At 71.8% G+C, this 23,751-nt stretch carries 22 protein-coding genes and 1 pseudogene; 15 read left to right on the forward strand and 8 right to left on the reverse strand.

Annotated features, from left to right (window positions below):
• Window positions 1–1,073 precede the first annotated feature (1,073 nt).
• Both AB0K12_RS20685 and AB0K12_RS20690 read left to right on the forward strand, forming a co-directional pair.
• Window positions 1,074–2,102: a cation diffusion facilitator family transporter gene (locus AB0K12_RS20685; protein WP_364563280.1), complete on the forward strand. Its 1,029-nt coding sequence runs from the start codon at window positions 1,074–1,076 to the stop codon at window positions 2,100–2,102.
• Window positions 2,103–2,109: 7 nt separating this feature from the next.
• Entirely contained in the window at window positions 2,110–2,454 is a 345-nt protein-coding gene (locus AB0K12_RS20690; protein ID WP_364563283.1) for a metalloregulator ArsR/SmtB family transcription factor, read from the forward strand.
• A 22-nt stretch (window positions 2,455–2,476) separates the two neighbouring features.
• Here AB0K12_RS20690 and AB0K12_RS20695 read toward each other — a convergent pair whose 3' ends face one another.
• On the reverse strand, window positions 2,477–3,052 hold the full coding sequence (locus AB0K12_RS20695; RefSeq protein WP_364563286.1) for a TetR/AcrR family transcriptional regulator: 576 nt from the start codon (window positions 3,050–3,052) through the stop codon (window positions 2,477–2,479).
• Between the two features lie 114 nt (window positions 3,053–3,166).
• Between AB0K12_RS20695 and AB0K12_RS20700 the strand changes: the two genes are divergently transcribed.
• The 4 genes and pseudogenes from AB0K12_RS20700 (at window position 3,167) to AB0K12_RS20715 (ending at window position 8,873) form a co-directional block, all read left to right on the forward strand.
• Entirely contained in the window at window positions 3,167–3,814 is a 648-nt protein-coding gene (locus tag AB0K12_RS20700; protein WP_364563289.1) for a class I SAM-dependent methyltransferase, read from the forward strand.
• Window positions 3,815–3,932: 118 nt separating this feature from the next.
• Window positions 3,933–4,705: pseudogene (locus AB0K12_RS20705) on the forward strand (helix-turn-helix domain-containing protein).
• Between the two features lie 52 nt (window positions 4,706–4,757).
• Window positions 4,758–5,618, forward strand: coding sequence for a viomycin phosphotransferase (gene vph, locus AB0K12_RS20710; RefSeq protein WP_364563292.1), 861 nt, complete (start codon window positions 4,758–4,760; stop codon window positions 5,616–5,618).
• A gap of 354 nt (window positions 5,619–5,972) precedes the next feature.
• The gene (locus tag AB0K12_RS20715) at window positions 5,973–8,873 is read left to right on the forward strand and encodes a toll/interleukin-1 receptor domain-containing protein (protein ID WP_364563295.1); all 2,901 of its coding nucleotides are present in this window, start codon (window positions 5,973–5,975) and stop codon (window positions 8,871–8,873) included.
• Window positions 8,874–8,906: 33 nt separating this feature from the next.
• Here the strand turns inward: AB0K12_RS20715 and AB0K12_RS20720 are convergent, their stop codons facing one another.
• Genes AB0K12_RS20720 through AB0K12_RS20735 form a run of 4 tightly spaced genes read right to left on the reverse strand, consistent with a single transcriptional unit; the run spans window position 8,907 to window position 13,737 of the window.
• Window positions 8,907–12,086 (reverse strand): TIR domain-containing protein, encoded by a 3,180-nt coding sequence (locus AB0K12_RS20720; RefSeq protein ID WP_364563298.1) that lies wholly within the window; start codon window positions 12,084–12,086, stop codon window positions 8,907–8,909.
• A complete protein-coding gene (locus AB0K12_RS20725) occupies window positions 12,073–12,759 on the reverse strand; it encodes a hypothetical protein (protein WP_364563301.1) in 687 nt (228 codons plus the stop codon). The genes AB0K12_RS20720 and AB0K12_RS20725 overlap by 14 nt, the downstream gene beginning before the upstream one ends.
• A gap of 40 nt (window positions 12,760–12,799) precedes the next feature.
• Complete coding sequence (locus AB0K12_RS20730) at window positions 12,800–13,012, reverse strand: hypothetical protein (protein ID WP_364563304.1); 213 nt, start codon at window positions 13,010–13,012, stop codon at window positions 12,800–12,802.
• The gene (locus AB0K12_RS20735; RefSeq protein ID WP_364563307.1) at window positions 13,000–13,737 is read right to left on the reverse strand and encodes an acyl-CoA desaturase; all 738 of its coding nucleotides are present in this window, start codon (window positions 13,735–13,737) and stop codon (window positions 13,000–13,002) included. Before AB0K12_RS20735 ends, AB0K12_RS20730 begins: the two co-directional genes overlap by 13 nt.
• A 205-nt stretch (window positions 13,738–13,942) precedes the next feature.
• Here AB0K12_RS20735 and AB0K12_RS20740 point away from each other — a divergent pair, with 205 nt between their 5' ends.
• The 6 genes from AB0K12_RS20740 (at window position 13,943) to AB0K12_RS20765 (ending at window position 20,801) form a co-directional block, all read left to right on the forward strand.
• Entirely contained in the window at window positions 13,943–15,214 is a 1,272-nt protein-coding gene (locus AB0K12_RS20740) for a cytochrome P450 (protein WP_364563310.1), read from the forward strand.
• 2 nt (window positions 15,215–15,216) lie between these two features.
• On the forward strand, window positions 15,217–16,797 hold the full coding sequence (locus AB0K12_RS20745; protein ID WP_364563312.1) for a peroxidase family protein: 1,581 nt from the start codon (window positions 15,217–15,219) through the stop codon (window positions 16,795–16,797).
• Window positions 16,794–18,950 (forward strand): hypothetical protein, encoded by a 2,157-nt coding sequence (locus AB0K12_RS20750; protein ID WP_364563315.1) that lies wholly within the window; start codon window positions 16,794–16,796, stop codon window positions 18,948–18,950. The genes AB0K12_RS20745 and AB0K12_RS20750 overlap by 4 nt, the downstream gene beginning before the upstream one ends.
• Before the next feature lie 10 nt (window positions 18,951–18,960).
• Window positions 18,961–19,194: a hypothetical protein gene (locus tag AB0K12_RS20755; RefSeq protein WP_364563318.1), complete on the forward strand. Its 234-nt coding sequence runs from the start codon at window positions 18,961–18,963 to the stop codon at window positions 19,192–19,194.
• Window positions 19,195–19,235: 41 nt separating this feature from the next.
• Window positions 19,236–20,195 carry a WD40 repeat domain-containing protein gene (locus AB0K12_RS20760; RefSeq protein ID WP_364563321.1) on the forward strand — a complete coding sequence of 320 codons (960 nt, stop codon included), beginning with the start codon at window positions 19,236–19,238 and terminating at the stop codon, window positions 20,193–20,195.
• 69 nt (window positions 20,196–20,264) lie between these two features.
• Window positions 20,265–20,801: a GNAT family N-acetyltransferase gene (locus AB0K12_RS20765; RefSeq protein ID WP_364563324.1), complete on the forward strand. Its 537-nt coding sequence runs from the start codon at window positions 20,265–20,267 to the stop codon at window positions 20,799–20,801.
• Between the two features lie 82 nt (window positions 20,802–20,883).
• Here AB0K12_RS20765 and AB0K12_RS20770 read toward each other — a convergent pair whose 3' ends face one another.
• Window positions 20,884–21,135 (reverse strand): hypothetical protein, encoded by a 252-nt coding sequence (locus tag AB0K12_RS20770; RefSeq protein WP_364563327.1) that lies wholly within the window; start codon window positions 21,133–21,135, stop codon window positions 20,884–20,886.
• A 59-nt stretch (window positions 21,136–21,194) separates the two neighbouring features.
• On the opposite strand from AB0K12_RS20770, the gene AB0K12_RS20775 reads away from it, so the two are divergent.
• Entirely contained in the window at window positions 21,195–21,788 is a 594-nt protein-coding gene (locus AB0K12_RS20775) for an SDR family NAD(P)-dependent oxidoreductase (RefSeq protein WP_364563955.1), read from the forward strand.
• Here AB0K12_RS20775 and AB0K12_RS20780 read toward each other — a convergent pair.
• Window positions 21,762–22,136, reverse strand: a complete 375-nt coding sequence (locus tag AB0K12_RS20780) for a DUF4260 family protein (RefSeq protein ID WP_364563330.1) — start codon at window positions 22,134–22,136, stop codon at window positions 21,762–21,764. The two genes, AB0K12_RS20775 and AB0K12_RS20780, sit on opposite strands and share 27 nt — an antisense overlap.
• Window positions 22,137–22,236: 100 nt before the next feature.
• Between AB0K12_RS20780 and AB0K12_RS20785 the strand changes: the two genes are divergently transcribed.
• Together AB0K12_RS20785 and AB0K12_RS20790 are read left to right on the forward strand one after the other, a co-directional pair.
• Window positions 22,237–23,034, forward strand: coding sequence for a thymidylate synthase (locus AB0K12_RS20785; protein WP_364563333.1), 798 nt, complete (start codon window positions 22,237–22,239; stop codon window positions 23,032–23,034).
• Entirely contained in the window at window positions 23,031–23,489 is a 459-nt protein-coding gene (locus AB0K12_RS20790) for a dihydrofolate reductase (protein ID WP_364563336.1), read from the forward strand. The genes AB0K12_RS20785 and AB0K12_RS20790 overlap by 4 nt, the downstream gene beginning before the upstream one ends.
• 2 nt (window positions 23,490–23,491) lie before the next feature.
• On the opposite strand, the gene AB0K12_RS20795 is transcribed toward AB0K12_RS20790, so the two are convergent.
• Window positions 23,492–23,668 carry a hypothetical protein gene (locus AB0K12_RS20795; protein ID WP_364563338.1) on the reverse strand — a complete coding sequence of 59 codons (177 nt, stop codon included), beginning with the start codon at window positions 23,666–23,668 and terminating at the stop codon, window positions 23,492–23,494.
• Window positions 23,669–23,751 lie beyond the last annotated feature (83 nt).

Genomic DNA, 23,751 nt, shown 5'->3' on the forward strand with positions numbered 1-23,751 from the left:
CCCTGGTCGGGCTTCAGTCGCGGTGGTTGGGATCTGGGGGTTACGGGCTCGAGAGTGGCCCGGAGCTTAGACGGCCAAGGACGAGGCGTACCAGGTCGAGGCCCCACGCTGGTCATCAGGAGGCAACCACGCGCCGGCCAAGCCGGGGCACGGCGCGATCAGCGCCGAGCAGATCCCCGACGCGCGGCTGATGGTCGTGCGAGGCATGTGCCACACCCTGCCGACCGAGGTGCACGAGGAACTGGCCGCCGCCGTCCTCACGCGCACGGGGTGAAGACGTTCGATGCCAGATCCCTGCACCCCCGCCATCGAAGTGAGGGATCTGGTTCCGCGTTTCGGCACCGTGCTCGCCGCCAAGGTCGTGACTGACGTCAGCGGCGACGCCTACGGCGACGCGAACTACGGCTGCTGTCCGTGCCGCTCCCGCTGGGCGTGCGCGGATCCGGATACGGGACCGACGGGGCCCTCACCCCGAGTAGCCCGAGATACTGCCTGCTCTGCATGATCTCCCCCGGTTGTTGCACTGTTCCTCTCGGCCTCTTCTCTTCGGCCATCAAATACGACAACAGGGCAGACATAACGAGACATCCCAAATAGTGCGATACACGTTGATCTCTCCCTAAACTTTGCCTTACCGCACGTTCTCCGGGCCTGCGGCCGCCCTTGCAGCAGCACCTCGCACGACAGCCGGCCGATCTGCGCGGCGCAGGGGACCGCGCCGGCATACCCGGCCGCCGGGGTTGCGCCCGGTCAAGCCGACCCTTGAGCCCGTGAGCCCGTGAGCCCGTGAGCCCGTGAGCCCGTCCCGTCCTGGAGCGGCCATGGGCATCGCGTGCTCGGTCCAAGCGCGCGGGTCCATCCACCGAGAGATTTGCGACGCTCATCGACGGCACCGCAGGGACCGCAGATCGGGGCCGGGTGGCCGTTGAGCTGCGGAAGACGGCGAGAACCATCTTGACCTGCATGTCCCTGGCATGTGCTCTTGCGCAGGAGTGGCACGTGATTCGTTGTCGCGTGCGTACATGACTACATATGCTCCCCTCACAGTCCGATTCGGGCAGGGAGGGGCAGATATGTCGGATCAGCACGGACATGGACACGGCCACGGTCACGACCGTGGGATCAGCCGGGTGCTCGACGGGATCAAGCACCTGCTCACCCCGCACAGCCACGACAGCGTGGACAAGACCGACGCGGCCCTGGAGTCCAGCGCCCGCGGTCTGCGGGTGCTGGCCATATCCTTCGCCGCGCTCATGGTCACCGCCCTGGCCCAGGCGGTCATCGTCGCCTGCTCAGGCTCGGTGGCGCTGCTGGGCGACACCTTGCACAACGTCGCCGACGCGCTGACCGCCGTCCCGCTGGGCATCGCGTTCTGGATCGGCCGCCGGGCCGCCACTCGCCGCTTCACCTACGGCTACGGCCGGGCCGAGGACCTGGCGGGCATCGTCATCGTGCTGCTCATCGCCGCCTCGGCCGGGCTCGCGGGCTACGAGGCGGTCAAGCGCCTCATCGACCCCCAGAACGTCGAAGCGCTCGCCTGGGTGGCCGGCGCGGGCTTCGTCGGCTTCCTGGGGAACGAACTCGTCGCCCGCTACCGGATCAAGGTCGGCCGCGAGATCGGCTCGGCCGCCCTCGTCGCGGACGGCCTGCACGCCCGTACCGACGGCTTCACCTCCCTGGCCGTACTGCTCGGCGCGGGAGGCGCCGCGCTCGGCTTCCCCCTGGCCGATCCGATCGTCGGCCTGCTGATAACCGTCGCGATCCTGTTCGTGCTGCGCGGCGCCGCCCGCGAGATCTACCACCGCCTCATGGACGCGGTGGATCCCAAGCTGGTCGAGCAGGCCGAGCACATCCTCGCCGACGTGCCCGGCGTCCGGCGCGTGGGATCCGTACGGTTGCGCTGGATCGGCCACGCCCTGCGCGCCGAGGTCGACATCCAGGTCGGCCACGAGTCGACGCTGGTCGAGGCGCACGCCGTAGCCGTGGAGGCCGAGCACCGCCTGATCCACGCCCTGCCCAGACTGAAGGCCGCGACCGTGCACGCCGATCCGGACGGTCCCGACGGGGTGGACCACCACGCACCCCTGCTCACCCATCGATGATGGAGTCATGTACGCACCTGACGACGACTCCCGGCCGGCGCAGCCCACCGCCGAGCAGGTCGGCGCGGCGGTGGACGCGTTCCGCCTGCTCAGCGACGGCACGCGGCTGCGGCTGATGTGGTTGCTGTCCCACGGTGAGTACGACGTCGGCAGCCTCGCCGCGGTCCTCGGCGTGGCACGTCCCTCGGTCTCCCAGCACCTGGCGAAGCTCCGATCGGGCGGGCTGGTGCAGACACGCAGGGAGGGCCGTCACGTGGTGTACCGGGCCCGCGACGCCCACGTCCGTTCCCTCATCAAGGAGATCCTTTTCCACGCCGACCACGAGGTGTCAGGCATCCCCCGCCACGACTGAGCGACCTCGGATTCCGCGACGCTCACCGATCAATCCGAAGGGGCCCGTCCTGTCGCAGTGCCGCGCGTACGCCGGGCAGGACGGCCGCGCGGAACGCGGCGTCAAGCTCGGCCGGCGAGGCGGTGGTCTCACCGTCGATCCAGGCGCGCAGGAGCCCCATGAACGCACCGACCACGCAGGTCACCAGCAGATCGAGCGAGACCGACGCCTGACTGCCCGCGGCGAGCAGTTCCTCCTTGACCAGTGTCCCGAGCAGTTGCTCGCCCCGCGCGTGCACCAGCCCGCCGCTGCGCCGGCCCATCAGCGCGCGTACGAGCCGTTCCTGCTCGCGGACGTGCTCGAACATCGGGCGGCTGAAGGCGAACAGCTCCCTTGCCTCGCCCCTCGGCGCGAGGTGCAGGAAGGCGAGCTGGTCGAGGTTGCTGAACAGCACGTCCTGCTTGTCGGTGAAGTGGGCGTAGAAGGTGGACCGGCCCACGTCGGCGCGCTCGATGATGTCGGTGACGGTCACCGCGTCGTAGCCCTTCTCCAGGATCAGCGCCACCAGCGCCTCCTGGATCAGCCGCCGCGTCCGCCGCACCCGCCGGTCTCCAGACACTTTTCCGTCTTTTGTCCGGTACGGCACAGCACGGCCGGACTGCTCGTTGACCACGATCCATTATGAACGCATGCTTCATAACCGAACACAGTGTCCGGCATCAGAGGAGCCGTCATGGGACTGGGGAAACTTCTGCACAGCCATCAGGAGCACGCCGACGCGGGCGGCACCATCGACCGTCCCCGCATGTACGAGACCTTCGCCTCCATCGCCTTCCTCGGCGCGCGGCGTACCGCCTTCACCCGCCTGGCCACCGCCGCCCGGCCGCACTCCGGCGACCGCGTCCTGGATGTGGGGTGCGGCACCGGTTACCTCACGCGCATCCTGTCCCCCGTCGTCGCGCCCACCGGCCACGTCACCGGCCTGGACCCGTCCCCCGCGATGATCGACCACGCCCGCGGGCGCTCCCCCGCGAACTGCTCCTACACCGTCGGGGAAGGCCAGCGCCTGCCTTACCCCGACGGCTCCTTCGACCTGGTGGTCTCCAGCCTGGCCATCCATCACATGCCGAGCGAGGCCAGGCCCGAGGCACTACGGCAGATGTTCCGCGTACTGCGCCCGGGCGGACGGCTGCTCATCGCCGAGTTCCGCCCGCCGGACGGCCACCTCACCCGGCACCTGGTCGGCCTGCTCAGCGGCCCCGCCATGCGGCACGACCCCCGCGACCTTCTCGGCACCATGATCCCCGACGCGGGCTTCCAGGTGGAGGCCGAAGGCCGGCTCCCGCACCTGATGTACTACGTCCGCGCCGCCCGTCCATAGCAGGACAACGCGGCGTGTCATCCAGCGCTGTGACCGGAAATGACCACCGGATTGGCGCGGAGGGCGCTCCTGCCAGTTGGATGGTGTTGATCACATCGATCGATGCTGGGGAGGCAGCGTGACGCAACCGGTCAAGGTCCGCAGGCTGACGGACCAGGAGGGGCAGAAGCTGCAGCGGATCGTGCGGCGCGGCACGACCAGCACCGTGCGCTATCGGCGGGCGATGATCCTGCCGGCCTCGGCCGGCGGCAACACCGTGCCGGCCATCGCCCGGCTCGTTCAGGCGGACGAGGACACCGTGCGAGATGTGATCCATCGCTTCAACGAGATCGGGCTGGCCTGCCCGGCGCACCAAGACCTGGAAAGACTCACCGGACCCCGACTTCGACGCCAAGCTGGACGAGATCGAGTACGCCCTGACCCAGCGGCCCGAGCGCACCTTCGCCTTCGACGAGTTCGGGCCGCTCGGCATCCGCCCCACCGCCGGGACGGGCTGGGCACCACAGGGTGAGCCCGACCGGCTGCCGGCCACCTACCACGCACCCACGGCGTCACCTACTTCCACGGCTGCTACTCCGTCGGCGACGACCTGCTGTGGGGCGTCAACCACCGGCGCAAGGGCAGCGACCACACCTGGGCCGCCCTGAAGTCGATCCGTGCCGCCCGCCCGGACGGCGCGCCGATCTACGTCGCTTGCGCCAGTTCACCCTGACCAACTCCGACCATCCCAACCACACCGTGCAGACCAGGGCGCTGCACGCCTACCTGCGCTGGCGCAACGCTCACGCCCGTCATCCCGACATGCTGGCCGCCCAACGCCGCGAACGCGCCCGCGTCCGCAGCGAGAAAGGCATCCGCTGGGGCGGCCGTCCGCTGGCGCCCGCCGCGTGATCATCCGCCCGGTCCGTCCCGCCACGTTGAAGGAAAGGACAGTTCGCACCTCATGCAAATCCTGCAGACGAATCGCGCTGTGCTGAGTCGGCTGCTGCCGGGCGCCAAACCGGAAGATCTCATCGTCCGCCAAGGGCAATTCCACCAGGTAGTGATCGGCGCAGACCGTGTCGTGTGCCTGCCTCGCACCGAGGCGGCGGCGGCCCGGCTGCCGCACAGGGCCGCTGTCTTGCGCCTGCTCGCCGGGTTCGATTGCGGCTTCCGCACGCCTCAGCCACTGCTGGAAGGCAGCACACACGGCACAGACGAGCTGCCGTTTCTCGTCCTCAGCCGCGTTCCTGGAGCCCCGCTGGAGGCCGAAGCACTCGAAGATCCCCAGATGGCCGAGGCCGCGGCGACGCAGTACGTCACGTTGCTTACCGAACTGGCCAGGATCGGCGCTGAGGAGAAGGTGCGAGCGGCCCTGCCAGCACCACAAGATCGATGGCGGCAGTTCGCAGCGGACGTCCGCGCCGAGTTGTTCGGGCTCATGTCCGATGGCGGGCGTCAACGAGCCGAGCGAGAGCTCGCGGCGCTCGACAGCCTTCCCCACATCACCGACGCGGTGGTGCACGGTGATCTGGGCGCCGAGAACGTCCTATGGGAGTGGAGTGACGGACTGCCAGTGCTCAGCGGAGTGATCGATTGGGATGAGGTCACGATCGGCGATCCCGCAGAGGACCTGGCGGCCGTTGATGCCAGCTACGGCACGCATCTCTTGAATCGGGTACTCACGCTGGGCGGCTGGTCGGACAGCACGATGACCACCCGCATCGCCATCATTCGCACAACCTTCGCCCTGCAGCAGGCCCTATCCGCGCAGCGGGACGGCGACGAAGAACAACTGAGGGATGGCCTGACCGGCTACCGCTAGATTCGTCTCCCGACCCCACCCTGATCGTCGTCTACGGCCATCACTGCTGTTGACGGACGGCAACCGATCCCCGAAGACGCGGAAGCTCCTCTCCAAAGGCACTCCTCTGCAACAGCCCGGTGATCGTTTCCGGTCACAGCACTAGCGACGAGACTCCTCCACCTCTTCGGAGACGCGACGGGCCCCGGCTGCCGGACGACATTCCGGGTGTGGGACCAGGTGATCGAATGCCCGGCCCTCCACTGCCACGGCTGAGAGGCGGTGATCTTCTCATAGACAGATCTCGGCGTGATCACGGCACGACAAGGGCTCCTGTAGGAGGATCCTCGTAGGTGAGTGCACCGAGAGGGTGGCATGGGAGCGGACGAGTACGACGTCTTCCTCAGTTACGCCGGCGATGACCGCGAGCAGGCGCGGGCCCTGGCGGAGGCTCTGCGACGAGCGAAGGTCCGGGTGTTCATGGACGAGCGGTCCATCGGGCATCACGAGAGCATCACCAGGAAGGTCACCGAAGGTGTGCTCAGGTCGGCCGTCCTGCTCGCCTACTACTCGCGGGCGTACGCGACGCGCCCGGCCTGCCAGCTCGAGCTGACCTTCGCGTTCCTGCTGGCGCAACGGAGCGGGACGGTGCAGGGGCGGATCCTCGTGGTCAATCCCGAGGAGGGCTCTGAGCACGTCGAGCCAGTGGAGTTGCGTGACCTCAAGTACCGGCGGCCACCGGTGTCCGAGGATGAGCGGCGACGCTTCGCCGAGGAGGTGGCGGCGCTGGTCAGGGCGCTTCCCGGGCCGTTGGGCGCGGTCGCGGGCGGCGAGGCGCCGCACTGGTGGCCCGGTGAGCCGCTGCCCGATCGCGGGGCGATCCAGCGGTACGCGGAGCTGTGGCGGTTGCACTCCGCGCTGCACGCGGGCGCGTCGCCGCTGGTCGAGCCGGGGCCGAGAATGGGCGTGGCGGTGGTCTCCGGGCTGCCGGGGAGCGGCAAGACCACGCTGGCCGCCCAGTACGCCCAGGCGTTCGCGGCCGCCTTTCCCGGTGGCGTGCACTGGTTCGCTCTCGATCCCGGTCTCTCCGGCTCCGACGTGCTGCTCGGCTATCGCCGTTCGGTGAGGGAGATGGCCGCCGCCACCCGTGTCCCGCTCGACGGCGTCGATGACGAGCATCTGCGCTCGCACCTCGCCGGGCGCGTCAATGAGCGGGCGGAGCCGGTGTTGTGGGTCGTCGACCAGATCCCCGGAGGGGTTTCCGATGACGTGGTGCGGGAGTTGCTGATCCCCTCCCGGTACGTCCGCACGATCCTGACCTGCCGGGAGGACCGGTTCAGCGACCTCGGCGGACCCGTACGCCTCGACGGGCTCCGCGAGGCGGAAGGACTCGCGCTCCTCAGGGACGGGTACGAGGCCGGGGAGGAGGCCGAGGCGGTCCGGCTCGTCCGCGACCTCGGCGGGCATCCCCAGGACCTTCGCGTGGCGGGGGCCAAGCTGCGGGCGGGCCGCGGCGTGATCACCGTGGCGGAGTACCGCCGTGCGGTCACCGGCGCCGCGGACAGCGTGCTCGCGGACATCCTTTGCGACCTCGACTCCCCGGCTTTGACGGTGCTCGGGCTGGCGTCGTTCCTCGCGCCGGTCCCGTTCCCGCGCGGCCTGCTGAGCCGGGCGGCGGCGCTGCTGCACGGCTGGAGCCGGCAGGAGACGCAGGACCGGCTCCTGCCGGCGCTGGAGTCGCTGGTCCGCCGGTGTCTCGTGGTCTCGGCGGGCGAGAGCGTGTCGGTGCACGCGCGCCTGCTGCGCGCCCTGCCTGACACGGCCCGGCACGGCTGCCTCGCCGCCGTAGGCCAGGCGGTGGCCGGACTCCTGACCCCATCCGATCCCGTGGGCCTGCCGGTCGCCGAGCTCGAAGGTTCGCCGATGAGCCGGCCGGACGCACCTGCGGCCGAAGCCGCCGAGCCCGAGGTGGTGGCGCACGCCCGGCACCTGGTGGCCCAGGGGGAACTGCCCGTTGAGATCGCCGAGGTGCTGCTGTCGCGGCTGGCCGCGATCGACGAGCGGGCCGGGAACCACGTCTCCGCCGCCGGGTACGCGCGGGAGCTCGCGGAACGGCTGCGTCACCGCCATGGCCCGGGCGACCCACGTGCCCGCGCGGCCGCCACCCGCGCCGCGCTTCTGCTCGTCACCGTCGCCGACTACACCCTGGCTGCCGCCCTGGCCCGGCGGGCTCTCACCGCTCCTCCGCCGCACACCGAGGTGGGGGCGTTGCATGCGCTCGCCGCCGCGCTCGACGGGCTCGGTCAGTACGCGGAGGCGGAGCCGTACTGGGAGCGGCTGGAGGAGCGGCTGCCCGGGATGCCCGACGAGGGGGCTGACAGGATGCGCATCGACCGGGCGCGGGCGTTGCGGCAGCGGGGGAGGCTGGAGGCCGCAGGCGCCGTGCTGGCCCAGGTCACCGCTTCCGCTCTGCCGCAACGCCTTCTGGAGGAGGCGCTGCTGCACGCGTTGACCAGCCGGCCCCGGGTCGCGCGGGCGGCGGCGGAGAAGGCGCTCGCCGGTTTCGAACGTGCCGGGCTGGCGCGGCATCCCCTGGCGTTCGAGGCGGCCGTGGCACTGGTGGACGCGGAGCTGGCGGCGTTCGCGCATCGGCCTATGCCGTTCGGCAAGGTGGACAGAGAGCAGCTCGCGCGGATGAAGGAGCTGTGTGAGGAGTACGAGCGCACGCTCGGCCCGACGAACCCGCTCGCGCTGAGCGCCATGATCGGCTATGGCATCAACCTGGCGGGCTGGCAGGACGCCGACGCCGGCCGGGAGGTGCTGGAGGCGGCGGACGAGCGGGCCGGCGCCATCCTGGACGAGCTCCATCCCATCAAGCTGCGCATCCGGTACGGCCTGAGCTGCGCTGCCCTGCGGGCGCTCGACTTCCCGCTGGTCGCCGAGCACGCGAGCGCGGCCTATCAGGGCCAGCGGCTGGTGCTGGGCGAGCGGCACCCTGACACCCTCAGGTCCCTGCTCCAGCTCGGCATAGCCCGCCAGAGCGCCCCGGACGGGCGGGACGGCCCCGAGGCCCGCGAAATGATCACGCAGGCCAGGCGCGGCTTGAGCGAAGTGTACGGGCTGTGGCACGACGAGGTGGTACGCGGCTACATCGCGGAAGCCTTCGGGGCGCTGCCCCGGCCGCTGTTCGACGGGATGATCCAGGCGACGACCCTCGCCTCCAAGGCCCCCGCCAAGGTCCGCCGCGCGCTGAAGGACCTGCTCGGCAGGGAGTGAAGGGGCGGAGATCGGCACGAACCGACGGTGCGGTCAAGAGCCCTGACCGCAGGCGGGGCGGGGGTCGGTGTCGGGGAGGAATCTGGTCCATTCGGCGGGGGTGAGTTCGCGGGCGGCGATGGTGCAGGCGAGGCGGATCAGCTCGTCGGGTGCGACCGGCCAGCGGCGGAGCGAGCCGTCGGCGGTCAGCACCATGAGGTGTCTGCCGCCGGCGGTGAAGGCGGGGCGGAAGTGGTCGCGCCAGTCGTCGAAGGGAAGCGGGTCGCCGAGGGGTTCGAGGGTGCGGGCGTCCCATAGCCGGAGCGGCTCCTCGGTGGTCATGAGGGTGCCGTCGGGGCTGAGGATGGCGTTGCCGTTGCCGGTGCGCAGGCTGCGGCGCACCTCGCAGGTCTCGAAGTTCAGGAAGCGTACGGTGCGGTCGTCGGAGTTGAGCACCATCGTGTGCGGGTCGGCGGTGAAGTGGAGGGAGCCGGTGGCCAGGGTGTAGTGGGCGGCCTGGTCGTCGCAGCCGCCCCTGGACGTGCCTGAGTCGACATCCCAGGTGCGGAGCTGGGTCGTGGTGAGGCCGGCCGCCAGCCGCTTGCCCTCGTGGTCGAGGGCTATGACGGTGTAGATGTAGGAGCCGGTGAGGCCGGTCGGCTGGGCGAAGCCGGGCAACGGGATCGTGGTCATGGCGGTGCCGGTGCCGGTCTCGTAGATCGTCGCCACGTATCCCCGCCTGCCCGAGTCGTACCAGGTGCGGGCGAAGCGGCGGCCGTCGCCGCTGAAGGCCGTACGCGCGCCGATGTCGAACGGGTAGCGCAGCACGGTCCTGGACTCGGCGATGGACCAGAGCACGTACTCACGGCCCAGGGACGCCAGCAGGTGAGCGCCGTCCGGGGAGATCACCTGGAGGGACGCGCCGCGCAGGCCGGGGACGGGCACGTCGCTGCCGGTACGCAGGTCGCGCCGCCACACGGCCTGGCCGGCGTCCTTGTGGAACAGGGTGTCCCCGCTCAGCGCGCCGCCGCCGTCCGTGCGCGGTGCGGTCGGCACGTCGCCGGGGCGCAGCGCGGAGGGCACGTCCCAGATGACGGCCGCGCCTCCGGCGCCCACCCCGGCCAGGCGGCGTCCTGAGGGGTCGAACCTCGCGGTGTAGATCGTGTCGGGCCGGCCGGGGAGGGCGATCAGGCGGGGTTCTGGCGCGTTGAGGTCGATCAGGTGAACGTCGTCGCCGGTCAGGACGGCCAGGCCGCCGTCCGGGGAGACGGTCGCGTCCCATGAGTCGGTGTCGGCGGAGGTGATGATCTCGTCGGTGGCGAGGTCCAGGACGAGGACGGGGGTGCCGCGGAGCACCGCGCGACGGTCGCCGGGGCCGAAGACGACGTCGTCCCCGCGTCTGGTCCAGCGAATTCGGGCGGTGGCGGCGTCCAGCAGCGTCTGGCGGCGGGCGTCGCCGCCGGAGTCGGCGGCGACGACGTACCCTCCGGTGGGGCTGAAGGTAAGGGCGGGCTCGGCTCCGGGGACGCGCCGGGCGCGGCCGAGCACCTCGCCGTCGCGGGTGGCGATCACGACGGGCGTGCCGTCCCGCGTCCAGGCCGCCGCCCGGTCGCCGGACGGGGCCACGGCCACGGCGATCGCGCGGCCGGGCAGTGCGACCCGCCAGCGGAGCCGGCCGTGTGCCGCGTCGTAGCCGCGCAGGTCGTTCCGTTTCGCGCCGGCGACGAGGACGACGCGGCTCTCCCGCAGGTGGGCGAAGGCGTACGGACCGGAGATGTCCACGGTCACCGTGCGCGGCGAGCGTGGGTCCCACACGACGGGCTGGTCGGCCGGGTCCTTGCCGAACACCCACTCGCCGTCCGCCTCGAACAACGTGCCGGGGCGGCGGTCGATCACCCGGCCTGAGAGCAGGTCCACGAACGCGACCGTGCCGGGCGCGGAGGCCGCCGCGAGGACGCGGCGGTCGGCGGTGACGTCGACCGGTGACGCCGGGCGGGCGGCATCGGTGCTGCCGTCCATCGGGGCCCGGCCGGCGGGATCGGTCGCGACGGTCATCGGGGCCTCGCCGGTCCACGCCAAGCGGGCGGGGTCGGTGGCGAGGTCCCAGAGCAGGACGCGGCCGTCGGCCTCCTCCGCGGCCAGGTACCGGCCGTCCGGCCCGAAGGCGAGCCGCCGTACGTTCGCGGCCTGCTCGTACGGGCTGCGCAGGACGCGGGCCGTGCCGCCGGTGAGCTCCCAGACGTAGATGCGGCCGTCGGCGGGCGCGCCGGCGTCGCCCGCCGCGGCGTAGCGGCTGGCCGCCATCCGGCGGCCGTCCGGGCTGACGGCGAGCGTCTGCAACTCGAAGGGGATCGGGTCGCCGGCGCGGATGCGCGGGAACGCGAGCACCCCGCGCATCGCCTCGTGCACGGTGGTGATGAGGCTGCTGCGGGCGGCGGGGGTCCCCTCGGTACGCCAGGCGTGCACGGCCAGCAGCAGCGCCCGGTCCAGGTCGCGATCCCGGTCAGCGAGGGCCTGCCCGGCGAGGTAGCGGGAGGTCGCCTGGCGGAGGTTGGCCAGCGCCTCCTCGGCCCGCAGGGCGGCGATCACCGCGGCCACCGCCGTTGACGCGGCCAGCACGGCGAGCGCGGTCACCGCCGCGGTGGCCGCCCGGCGGGTCCTGCGGTGCTGCCTGACGTCCTCGCCGTCCAGCTCGTCCGGCGCCTTGCCGTGCAGGGGCGCGGCGAGCTGCACGAGGCAGCCGCGGAACCGCTCGTTGCGCAGGTCCAGCTGGTCGGCCTCGGTCACCCAGCTCAGGTCGATCCAGAACGGCCGCACCTCATGGACGCCGTTCAGCGCGGGCGGGAGCGCGCGGGAACGTTCCACGTCGAAGCGGCCGGCGGCGGCGTCCCATTCGAGCGAGCCGCCGGTCAGGACCAGATGGAGGGTCTCCACGCTCTTGTGCGCCAGCCAGTAGCGGATCTCGTCGTTGACGAAGGGCGACCCGGCGACCTGCGGCGACAGGAACACGATGAGATGCCGGGAGGCGTCGAGCGCGTCCTCGATCGCCCGGTCCAGTCCGGAGTTCGACCCCATGCTGGACTGATCGCGGAAGACCCGTAACGCCCTCAGCCGGTACCAGGGCCTGGCCAGGCGGTGCAGGGCGTCGCGCACGGCCCGGACGAGGGGCGCGTCCGGCTTCCAGGTGTAGGACAGGAAGGCGTCGTAGTGGAACGGGCGCTCATCTGCCGGCACCGGCCATCGCCTCCGGATCGCTCACGCCGGCCAGCTCGCCGAACCCCATCGCGTAGTCGTGGATGCGGAGCTGCACCGTGCGCAGCTCGGCGCGGCAGGCGGCGTTGTCCGGCCAGTCCGACTCGGCGTCATCGGGGTGCGCCTGCTCGAACTCGCGCAGCCGGGGATGCCACTTGGACAGGAACGGCCGCAGCTCCTTGTTGAGCATGGTGATCGCCAGTTGCTCGACGGTCCGGCCGCCGGGCGCGGGCACCGAGGGGCGGCTGGCCTTCAGGGTGTCGCGTACGGTGGCGAACAGGCCGTAGAGGGACGAGAGCGCTTCTCGGGTGAGCCCGTGGTCATCGTCGAGCGGCTGGGTGGAGATCCGGGTCGTGGTCTCCACGAACAGCTTCCACGCGACGTCCCTGCTCTCATTGTTGACCACGAACGTCAGCTCGCTCACCTGTGGGAGCGACAGCTTGACCTCCGTCAGCCGGGCCGAGCGGCTGTAGATCTGGATCACCACGACGCCGGCCATCCCGGCCACCGCGCCGGCGGCGATGTAGAGGCCGCGGCCGCCGATGCTGGACAACTCGAAGATCACCAGTCCGGCCAGGGCACCGACGACGGCCGCCGCGACCACGCGCACGATTCGCCCGCGCGGCAGGGCGTTTCCGGGGGGCTTCACCGCCACGAGGCGACTCTACATGTGGCGTCGCCCGCCAACCAGATGGTCACGATGGCGCGGGAGGCCGTTCTTCGGCGCGGAGAGTCGTGAGGCGGTCGGGGTGCGGCCAGCGTACGCCGTGGGCCCAGCCCGCCCGCTCGAACCAGCGGATGAGCCGCGCGCTCGGGTCGAGCTGGCCCTTGAGCACACCGTGGCGGGCGCAGGTCGGCTCCACGTGGTGCCAGTTGTGCCAGCCCTCGCCGAGCGTCAGCAGCGCCACCCACCACACGTTGGACGAGCGGTCCCTGGTGCGAACGGGCGGTCGCCGAAGGTGTGGGCGATCGAGTTCACCGACCAGGTGACGTGGTGCACCACGGCGTAGCGGACCAGGCCGCCCCACAGCAGCGCGCTCCACGCGCCCGCCCACGACATCGACCACAGCCCGCCGGCCGCGGCGGGAAGCGCGAACGACAGGGCGACGACCGCCGGGTAGGCGGCGTCGAAGCGCCGTACGTCCGGGTCGTCCAGCAGGTCGGGCACCCAGTGCCGGCGGCTGGAGCGCTGGTGGGCGGTGTAGAACCAGCCGACGTGGGCGTGTGCCATGCCGCGCAGCAGCGCGAAGCCGCTGTCGCCGTAGCGCCAGGGCGAGTGCGGGTCGCCTTCGCGGTCGGCGTACTTGTGGTGGCGGCGGTGCTCGGCCGCCCACAGCGTCACGGGACCCTCGACGGCCATGCCGCCGGCCAGCATGAGCGCGATCCGCAGCGCACGGGACGCCTTGAAGGCGCGGTGGGTGAACAGGCGGTGGTAGCCGATGGCGATGCCGAAGATGCTCACCAGGTACATCACGACCGCGATGACCAGGTCGCGGGGCCCGACGCCCCAGCCCCAGGCGGCCGGCACCGCGAGCGCCAGCAGCACCACGGGCAGGACCACCAGCACGATCAGGTACGCGAGGCGGCGGCCGGTGGTGACCGTCACCGTCTCCGCCGTGGCCGGCCGCTGCACGTTGCCTCCCGGGTGGTCAGGACGATTCAGGCTCCTCATTGAACGGCCACGCCCCTGGCGTGCGGCAATATCCTTACAGTGACGCAATGATTACTCTGAGGAATCAAAATCATGGACTCGCCTGCGGCGAGAAAAGGGCGTGGGATGGTGATCGCGCAACGCGATCATCTCGGTACGCTCCGAAACCAGGCGGAAGGTCCACGGAATGGGTGCTGTCGATCAGGCGACCACGGGCGGCCATCTCGAGCGCTACGAGGAGGCGCTCGCCAGGGATCCGATGGCCGCGTTCGGCCTGGTCCGCGAGTGGATGCGGACCGATTGGCGGAGCCTGTTCGCCGAGTTGCGCGAGCGGCGCCCGATCTTCGTCACCCCCGCCTTCACGGTGGTGACCCGCTTCGCCGACGTCGTCGAGGTGCTCGCGCACGAGGAGGTCTTCTCCGTGCGCTCCTTCGGGCCGCGCCTCGACGCCGCGCTGGGCGGCGCGCCGTTCATGCTGGCCAGGGACGCCACGCCGATGAACTGGCGGGAGAAGGGCCTGATGCAGCTCATGCTCGACCCCCAGGACGCGGGCCGGGTGCGCGAGCTGGCCCGCCGGCTCGCCGACGAGCTGCTCGACGCCGCCCCGCGAGACGGGCGCTTCGACGCGGTGGACGGGCTGTTCCGCCCGGTCGCGCTCGGCGTGTGCGCGCGTTACTTCGGCGTGCCGGGCCCCGATCCGCGGACGCTGGGCGGGTGGACGCGGGCCGTCGTCTCCGACGGCTTCGCCAACTTCCTCGGCGATCCGCGGCTCCAGGCCGCGTCCGTGAGCGCGGGCGCCGAGCTGCTCGCCCACCTGCGCGACCGCCTCGCCGAGCTGCGGGCCGGGGACGAGCTGCCCGACGACGTCTTCGCCCGCCTCGTCCGGGCTTCGCCGCCCGGCGTGAGCGACGACCGCATCGTGGTCAACATGGCGGGGCTGCCGCTGGGATTCGTGGAGAGCGCGCCGGGCGCCATGGTCGAGGCGGCCGAGCAGCTCCTGCTGCGCCCGCAGGTGCTCGCCGAGGCCAGGGAGGCCGCCGCCGACCCCGAGCGCTTCGACCCGTACGTCTGGGAGGCGCTGCGCTTCAGCCCGTTCTTCAAGCTGCTCCCCCGCATCTGCGAGCGCGATCACGTCCTGGCGGCCGGCACCCCGCGCAGCACGGTGATACCGGCGGGCACGTTCGTGCTCGCGGCGCCGGCCTCCGCCATGTTCGACGCGGACGTGGTGCCGGAGCCCGACGAGTTCCGTCTCGACCGCCCGCGCCACCACCGGCTGTTCTTCGGGTACGGCCATCACGCCTGCCTCGGTGTGCACCTGGCCGGGCCGGTGATCGCCGAGACCGTACGCCGCCTGCTGCTGCGTCCCGGCGTACGGGCGGCCGGGAGCGTCGAACGGTCGCTCGGGATCTTCCCCGACGCCTTCCCCCTCGACCTCGGGACCGAAGGGCGGGAAGGCTGACGGTGGCGCCGAGCAGAGCACGCAGCATCGCCACCGACGGCCTCACCAACCGGCTCAGGTTCCTGGCCCTGACCAGCGGCCGCCCCCTGTGGGAGCTGCTGCAGGCGAGCCCGTCGCTGCGCAGCCGGATCAACGCCTCGCTCATCGACCACGCGGTCCGCGAGATGCCGCCCCGCCCCGAGCCGCTGAGCACCATGGCCGGCTACACCTCGTGGGCCTCGCTGACCGACCGCACCTACAGCGGCAGGCACCTGCCCCCCGTCCCCGCAGGCGAGCGGGAGCGGCCCACGCCCGAGGCCGCCGCCGCCCTGTTCACGCGTGGCGCATCGATGATCCCGTGCCCGCGGTCCACGGTGCTGTTCGCGTACTTCGCCCAATGGTTCACCGACGGTTTCCTGCGCGGCGACACCGACGTCCCGCGCGACCCGCGCAAGAACAGCTCCAACCACCACATCGACCTCAACCAGCTGTACGGGCTGAACGACGCGGCGACGGCGGCGCTGCGCACGTTCGACGGCGGGCTGCTGAAGAGCCAGCTGATCAACGGCGGCGAGTTCCCGCCCCACCTGTGCGAGAACGGCGCGATCAAGCCGGAGTTCGCGCCGCTGAGCGTCGTCCGCTGGGAGCGGCTCACCGACGCGCAACGCGACACGCTGTTCGCCACCGGCAGCGACAGGGGCAACAGCCAGATCGGCTTCACCATGCTCACGGTGCTGTTCCTGCGCGAGCACAACCGGGTGGCGCGGCTGCTCGCCCTGGAACATCCGCGCTGGGACGACGAGCGGCTCTTCCAGACGACCCGCAACATCCTCATCGTGCTGCTGATCAAGCTGGTCGTCGAGGAGTACATCAACCACATCACCCCCTACCACTTCCGCTTCACCCTCGACCCGGCACTGCCGGCGCGGCTGGACCGTGCGCCCTGGCACCGCCAGAACTGGGCGTCGGTGGAGTTCAACCTCGTCTACCGCTGGCACAGCCTGGTCCCTTCGCACCTGTCGGTGGGCGGGCGCGAGCTGCCGATGGCCGAGACCTTCTTCGGCAGCGCGCTGATCCCCGGTCCGGGTCTCGGGCGGTTGTTCGAGGACGCCTCCCGCCAGCGGGCCGGCCGCATCGGGCTGTTCAACACCGATCCCGTGCTGCGGGAGATCGACGTGGCCAGCATCGCCGACTCGCGGGCGCTCGATCTGGCCTCGTACAACGACTATCGCGAGCACTGCCGCTTCCCCCGGGTGCGTGGCTTCACGCAGATCTCCGGCGACCGGCGGGTCAGCGGCGCGCTGCGCGAGCTCTATCGCGACGTGGACGACGTGGACCTGTACGTCGGGCTGTTCGCCGAGGAACCCGGCTCCCCCGAAGCGATCCTGCCGCCGCTGCTCACCAAGATCATCGCCATCGACGCCTTCTCCCAGGCGCTCACCAACCCGCTGCTGGCTCCCCGGATCTTCAACGCCGCCACGTTCTCCCCCGCGGGCATGCGCGTCATCGCCGGCACCCGCACGCTGTCGGACGTCGTGCACCGCAACACCCCGGAGGACCAGAAGCCCCGCCTGGTCAGCATGTCCCGGCGGACCAGGCCATGAACGACCCCGGCCCCGACCCCGGCCCCGACCGCGATGCCGCGCGGCTGCGCGCCGCCGCCCGCGAGCTGGTCGACGTCGCGCTCACCATCCAGGACGCGGCGGCGCACGCCACGTCCGCGCTCACCGACGTCGCGTTACCGCACGCGCTGCCCGCCTGCGGGGCGCTGCTGCGGGCCACGACGAACGGCCGGGGGCTCGGGTGGGCGTTCACCGGCGGCGGCCCGCTGCTCACCGCCGCCGCCAAGATCGGCGGCCTGCTCGGTGCCGAGAGCCTGGCCGTACGCGTGCTGGCCACGTCGCTGCGGCTGCGCGTCGAGGCCGTGGCGATCGCCCACCCCGAGCTGACCGGCGACCCCCTGCTGACCCGGCTCATCGACGCGGCCGCCGCCGACCGGGATCTGGAGGCCGTCCGTGCCCTGCGCGCCCTGCTCAAGGAGCGTGGCGCGGTGCGCGCGCTCAGCCAGCTCGCCCCGGTCTTCGGCGAGGTGCTCGCGCTGCGCGCGCTCCTGGACGAGAACCCGCTCAACGACGCCACCGCCTGGCTCATCGCGACCGGCAAGGGGTACGCCACCGCCGATCCGATCACCGGGCTGAGCAACAGGGCCATCGCCGTCCTCGACACCGGCGAAGGCGCCGCGCGCCGGGTCGAGCTGAGCGCGGCCGAGTCGGCGCTGCTGTGCACGCGGGGGTCGCTGCTCGGTTTCCTGGGCAACATCAGCGCGCTCGGCACCACGGGACGGGTCCTCATCCAGAGCGTCGAAGGGCCCGACGGGGTGATCCGTCACGTCCTCCAGGCGCCCGGCATGCGCGCGGGACGTCCCGACGGCGAGTCGCCCCAGGACCTGCTCGGCGCGTTCAGCAGCGCCGTCCTGGCGAGCAGCCCCTACAGCCGCGCCCTGGCCGAGGCCGTCGCCGACTACGGGCTGCCGCCGGAGGCCGAGCTGGCGCTGATCGGGCACAGCGCGGGCGGCGCGGCGATCATGAACCTGGCGCAGGACGCCGCCTTCTGCGCCCGCCACACGATCACCCACGTCGTGGCCGTCGGCTCGCCCATCGACTTCAAGCGTCCCGCCGACCGGCGCACGTGGGTGGCCAGCGTCACCAACCAGCACGACATCATCCCCACGCTCGACGGGCAGGGCGCCGGCACCTGCTTCGACCTGCACCCCGACTGGTACGTGGTGGACTACGGCGACGCCACCCACCTGTTCCCGCTCTGTCACGGCATCGACCACTACCGCGCCAACCTGGCCCACGACCTGCCCGAGGCCCGCGCGGTCATCGACGAGCGGCTCACGCCGTATCGGGGGCGGGTGGTGCGGTCGCAGGCGTACCTGCTGTTCGACCGCCCGCCCGGCCCCCAGGGGTTTCCCTTCCTCGCGGTCCCCACCCGTGCCGTCGCCGAGGGCGGCGTCGAGCTGCCGATCAGGTGCCATGAGGGCGGGGCGCTCACGGCGTACTTCGCCGCGCGTCCGGGCGTGGCGGCCGATCTGCTGGCGGGCACCGGGCTCGGCCCCTTCGTCCTGGCGGGGCGGGCGCTGGTCGCCGTCCACGTGGCCGCCAACCGGCGCAGCAGCGCGGGCGCCTACGAGGAGCTGCAGGTCGGCGTCGTCGTGCCCGGCCCCTTCCGGCGGCGCTCCCGTTCCTGGCCCGACCTGCTGCGAGCGGCGGAGCTGCGCCGCTCCTGGCCCGACCTGCTACGGGCGGCCGACGTGCGCGGCTCCGGCGGCTTCCTCGTCGGCACCGCCGTCGACGCTCCGAGCGTGCATGCCCTCGGCCCGCGGCTGTGGGGTGGGGAGACGTACCTGACCTCGCTGAAGATCCGGCTCGGCGCGCGCTGCGCCCACGTCACCGCCGACTCGATCCTCACCCTGCGCGGGCGGCTCGGGCCCGGACTGCCCCTGGACGATCCCGGCCTGGTCGGCTACGCCCGTGAGGAGGGCGTGGTGCTGCGGTCCTGCGTACGCACGCGCGGGCGGGCCCGGCTGCACCCGGCGCCGCCGCTGCGGCTGGCCGTCCCGCCGCTGTCGTTCCATCCGCTGGCCGACCGGCTCCGCGAGCTGGGGCTCGACGGTGCCCGCCCGCTGCTGTGCCTGTCCACCACCACCCGCCAGTCGCTCCGGGACGCCGCCGTCCCCGTGCCGACGGGCTGACGGAGCAGCCGTGTCCGCCGACATCAGCGCTCACGTCGAGGTCCTCCGCTCGGACGCCCGCGCCCTGACCGCCTGCGCCGACCGCCTGCGCGCGATCGAGGCGGACCTGGAGGCCGGCGGGGGAGCGCCGGCGTGGCTGCACGCCTCGGTGACGGCCCAGGTCGAGGCCTGCTTGGCAGCCTCCGCCGACCTGGAGAACGCCGCCCGCCGCCTGAGCCGCCACGCGGACGAGGCCGGGCCTTGACCGCCGGAGTGCGCAGCCGTACCGGCGATCAACGTAGTGTGGTGACGGCCGGCGATCGGTTCCTGGAGGGGCGTGCGTGTGGCGGAGCTCGGGTTACCGGAGGCGATCGAACAGATCCGCCAGTCCAGGCCCTGACCTCCGCGCTGGCCGGGCTCCTGGTCATCGCCGTCATCACCGCGATCACCGCCGTACGCTTCGGGCAGCAGGCGGAGACAGGACGCACCAGGGCACTGTCCGGTCAGCTCGCCACCGACAGCCGGGCCGCCCTGGTCGATGATCTGACGACAGCAACGCGACTCGCCGCGGCGGCATGGGCCATCGCCCCGACCGACGAGGCGCGGGTGACCATGGCCACGATCCTCAGCCGGCCCGCGCGCGCCGTCCTGGCGGGTGACGCCGGCCGGGTGTTCTCCGTGACGTACGGCCCGGACGGCACCCGCATCGCGAGCGGCGCGGACGACGGCACGGTGCGCATCTGGAACGCGGCCACCGGCCGGCAGGCCGGCGCTCCCCTCGCCGGTCACACCAATGAGGTGTTCTCTGTGGCGTACAACCGGGACGGCACCCGCCTGGCCTCCGCCGGCGCCGACGGCACCGTACGTATCTGGGACACGGCCACCCACGAGCGGAAAGGCGCCGCGCTCAGGGGCCACGGCGATTGGGTGCGCTCGGTGGCCTTCAGCCCGGACGGCACCCGCCTGGCCTCCGCCGGCGCCGACGGCACCGTGCGCCTCTGGGACGCCGGCACCGGCGAACAGATCGGCGCTCCGCTCACCGGCCACACCGGCATGGTGGGGTCGGTGGCGTTCGGTCCGGGCGGCACCCGCGTCGCCGCCGGCGGAGCCGACGGCACGGTGCGGATCTGGGACGTGGCGTTGCCCAACCATCCCGCCGACCTGCTGCGGGCGGTGTGCGCGATCGCGGTCCGGCCCTTCACCCCGGAGGAGTGGCGGCGGTACCTCCCCGACGACCGGTACGAGCGCAGCTGCCCGGCCGGCTGAGAGGGTGCCGTCCTGACCACGCCGAAAACCATTGGACAGGTGCTGGGACGCTCCGCGATCATCCACGCTGTGACAGACGCGTTCGAACGCCGGCTTCCCCGATCGGTGCGGTTCGTCGAGCTGACCGCCGCGGCCATGACCGCCCTGCTGGACGACGACCTGGACAGGGCAGGCGCCGAGGCGGGCGTCGAGCTCACCGACTACTTCCGCACCGACCAGGCGAAGTGGATCTGGCGGTATCGCATCAACCAGCTGGCCACGGAGCCGGGCAGCGCGGGGTGGCTCACCCGGGCCGTGGTGGCCGGGCCGGAGGGGGTCGTGGTGGGGTACGCCGGTTTCCACGGGCCGCCCGATGAGGCCGGCATGGTGGAGATCGGCTACTCGGTGGACCCCGCCCACCGTCGTCAGGGTCACGCCAGGACGATGCTCACCGAGCTGATGGGCGAGGCCGCCGCCGCCCCAGGCGTCAGGACCGTACGGGTGACGATCAGCCCTGACAACACCGCATCCCTGGCGACGATCGCCGGGTTCGGCTTCGCTCAGGTCGGCGAGCAGTGGGACGAGGTGGACGGCCTGGAGCTCGTCTTCGAGGTCCCCCTCGATTAGGAGTGCAGGACGGCTTCACGCCGGCGGCGGCACCCCGGTGGTGAGCACGCCGCTCAGCCTGCCGGCGCCCCCTCTGTGACGGTCATGGCCAGCTCGGCGCCCGGTGTGGCAGCGGGCTGGCGCCTTCCGGGCGCAGCCCGTCGAAGATGATCGCGAGATAGCGCCGCCACAGGTCAGGATCCGGTTTCGCCAGGAACCCGACCGCGTGCACCGGCGCGCAGATGAGCAGGAAGATGTCGGTGCCGATGATGTCGGGCCGCACGGCGCCCGCTTCGCGAGCCCGATCGACCAGCGCGCCGATGCTCTCGTGCAGCTCGTCCCTGAGCCTGGTCACCTCCGAGTCGCCCTCCGTGACCGTCTGCAGGAACGCCAGCCGAGGTCCTGCGCCTGGACATCACCGACCAGGGCTCCGTCGACGCGGCCGCCGCGATCGCCACCGACGTCGACGTCCTGATCAACAACGCCGCGTTCACCGCCGGCGGGAACTTCATGACCGGCGACCTCGACGCCATCCGCATGACGATGGACTCGAACTACTACGGCACCCTCGCCATGATCAGGGCGTTCGCGCCCGTCCTGGCCCGCAACGGCGGCGGCGCCATCCTCAACGTCCTGTCGGCCGCGGCCTGGACCACGGTCGACGGCAACACCTCCTACGCCGCCGCCAAGTCCGCCCAATGGGGCCTGACCAACGGCGTCCGCCTGGAGCCGGCCGCCCAGGGCACGCAGGTCACCGCCCTCGTCCCCGGGCTCATCGCCACCGAGACGATGAAGGAGTTCGCCGCGAACGCCGGAATCGAGTTCCCTGACGGCGTCCTGCAGGACCCCGCCGACCTCGTACGGCTCGCGCTGGACGGGCTGGAGGCCGGCGAGATCGAGATCGTCGACCGCATCGGCGCCGATGCCAAGGCGAGCCTCATCGGCCCTCCGAGCACGTTCGACCTGGAGAGCGTCGCCGCCTCATACGGCGCCAGAACGCTCAGCTGAGGCGGCGCCGGCGGGACCGCGCCCGAGCGTACGATCGAGCGCGATCCGGGTGAGCCACCCCAGACCGGCCGTGAACAACGGCGGCCACACCACCGGTCCGAAGCTGTAGCCGATCACCACCACGAGCGGGATCCACACCCGGTGCACGACCTCGTACAGCGGCCCTCCGGGCCGCGCCCCGGCCAGCCGCACCAGGTCCGGCAGCACGAAGAACGCAAGCGCGGCCGCCGTGGTCGGCAGACCGTACTTCCAACTCTCGAAGATCGCGAACGCCGCGAGGAACAGCCCGAGCGCACCCCATGCGACCCTCCGGCCCAGCCCGGCCCGCGGCGGTAAGTCGTTGCCCACCCCCTCACCCTAATGCCCTGAGCTGGCATACTCTGTCCGATGCGTTTGTGCACGGCATCGGCTGCGCGGGCCGGCCGCGCCGACCCGTTAAGCTCGCGGCATGCCGGACACCCAGTACGAAGATCTGCTCCGCCACGTGCTCGACACAGGCGCCCGTAAGAACGACCGCACAGGCACCGGGACGCGGTCGATCTTCGGTCACCAGTTGCGCTACCGGCTGTCCGACGGCTTTCCGCTGGTCACGACGAAGAAGGTGCACTTCCGCTCCATCGCGTACGAGCTGCTGTGGTTCCTGCGTGGCGACGGGAACGTCAAGTGGCTGCAGGACAACGGCGTCACGATCTGGGACGAGTGGGCGGCGCCGGACGGTGAGCTCGGCCCGGTCTACGGCGTGCAGTGGCGGTCGTGGCCGACCCCCGACGGCGGGCACATCGACCAGATCAGCGAAGTGCTGCGGACGTTGCGCGACAATCCCGACTCCCGGCGCATCATCGTCTCCGCGTGGAACGTCGCCGACATCCCGCAGATGGCGCTGCCGCCCTGCCACGCGTTCTTCCAGTTCTACGTCGCCGACGGCAAGCTGTCGTGCCAGCTCTACCAGCGCAGCGCGGACCTGTTCCTCGGCGTGCCGTTCAACATCGCGAGCTACGCCCTGCTGACGCACATGATCGCCGACCAGGTGGGGCTCGGCGTCGGTGACTTCATCTGGACCGGCGGCGACTGCCACATCTACGACAACCACGAGGAGCAGGTCCGTACGCAGCTCGCACGCGAGGCGCGGCCGTTCCCCACGCTGAGCCTGAAGCCGGCGGACAGCCTGTTCGACTACACCTACGAGCACGTCGTCCTCGACGGCTACGACCCGCACCCCGCCATCAAGGCACCGGTGGCGGTGTGATCGGGCTGGTCTGGGCGCAGTCGGCCAACGGGGTCATCGGCCGCGACGGCACGATGCCGTGGCACCTGCCGGAGGACCTGAAGCACTTCCGTTCCCTGACCGCGGGCACGACCGTGCTCATGGGCCGCCGCACGTGGGAGTCGCTGCCGCCGCGGTTCCGCCCGCTGCCGGGCAGGCGCAATCTGGTGCTGTCACGCACCCCGCAGGAGGGCGTGGACACCTTCACCGACCTGAAGGAGGCGCTCGCCGCGGCGTCAGGGGACGTGTGGGTGATCGGCGGCGCGGCCGTCTACGAGGCGGCGCTGCCCCTGGCCGACCGCATCGTGGTCACCGAGATCCGGGAGCCCTTCGAAGGGGACACGCACGCGCCGGATGTGGAACGCGCGCCCGACTCCGTGGGGGCGTGGCAGGAGTCGTCGACCGGCCTGCACTACCGCTTCCTGACGTGGGGCTGAGCTCAGCGCCGTCCGCCGAACTCCCAGGCGTGGACCTCGATGCCGGCGTACAGGGCCGGGTCGAGGAGCGTGCGGGCCGCCTGCCGGGCCGTGGCCCGGATCAGGGCCGCCGTGCCCAGCCAGGTGGCGCCGTCGTCGGACAGCAGCGGCCCGTAAGCGATCAGGTCGTGCTCGATCATCGTCCGTACGGGCGGCGTCCTGCGATGAGTTATCCCGCTCCGACGGGTCTCAACGTCCGAGGACATCATGATGAAACGTACGG

It is taken from the genome of Nonomuraea sp. NPDC049419 (assembly GCF_040676995.1).
Lineage (GTDB): Bacteria > Actinomycetota > Actinomycetes > Streptosporangiales > Streptosporangiaceae > Nonomuraea > Nonomuraea salmonea.

Bases quoted from the DNA above. Each gene is read 5' to 3' on its own strand.
- AB0K12_RS20685 (WP_364563280.1), top strand. From the start codon at position 1,074: ATGTCGGATCAGCACGGACATGGACACGGCCACGGTCACGACCGTGGG.
- AB0K12_RS20690 (WP_364563283.1), top strand. From the start codon at position 2,110: ATGTACGCACCTGACGACGACTCCCGGCCGGCGCAGCCCACCGCCGAG.
- AB0K12_RS20700 (WP_364563289.1), top strand. From the start codon at position 3,167: ATGGGACTGGGGAAACTTCTGCACAGCCATCAGGAGCACGCCGACGCG.
- vph (WP_364563292.1), top strand. From the start codon at position 4,758: ATGCAAATCCTGCAGACGAATCGCGCTGTGCTGAGTCGGCTGCTGCCG.
- AB0K12_RS20715 (WP_364563295.1), top strand. From the start codon at position 5,973: ATGGGAGCGGACGAGTACGACGTCTTCCTCAGTTACGCCGGCGATGAC.
- AB0K12_RS20740 (WP_364563310.1), top strand. From the start codon at position 13,943: ATGGGTGCTGTCGATCAGGCGACCACGGGCGGCCATCTCGAGCGCTAC.
- AB0K12_RS20750 (WP_364563315.1), top strand. From the start codon at position 16,794: ATGAACGACCCCGGCCCCGACCCCGGCCCCGACCGCGATGCCGCGCGG.
- AB0K12_RS20785 (WP_364563333.1), top strand. From the start codon at position 22,237: ATGCCGGACACCCAGTACGAAGATCTGCTCCGCCACGTGCTCGACACA.
- AB0K12_RS20795 (WP_364563338.1), bottom strand. From the start codon at position 23,668: ATGATCGAGCACGACCTGATCGCTTACGGGCCGCTGCTGTCCGACGAC.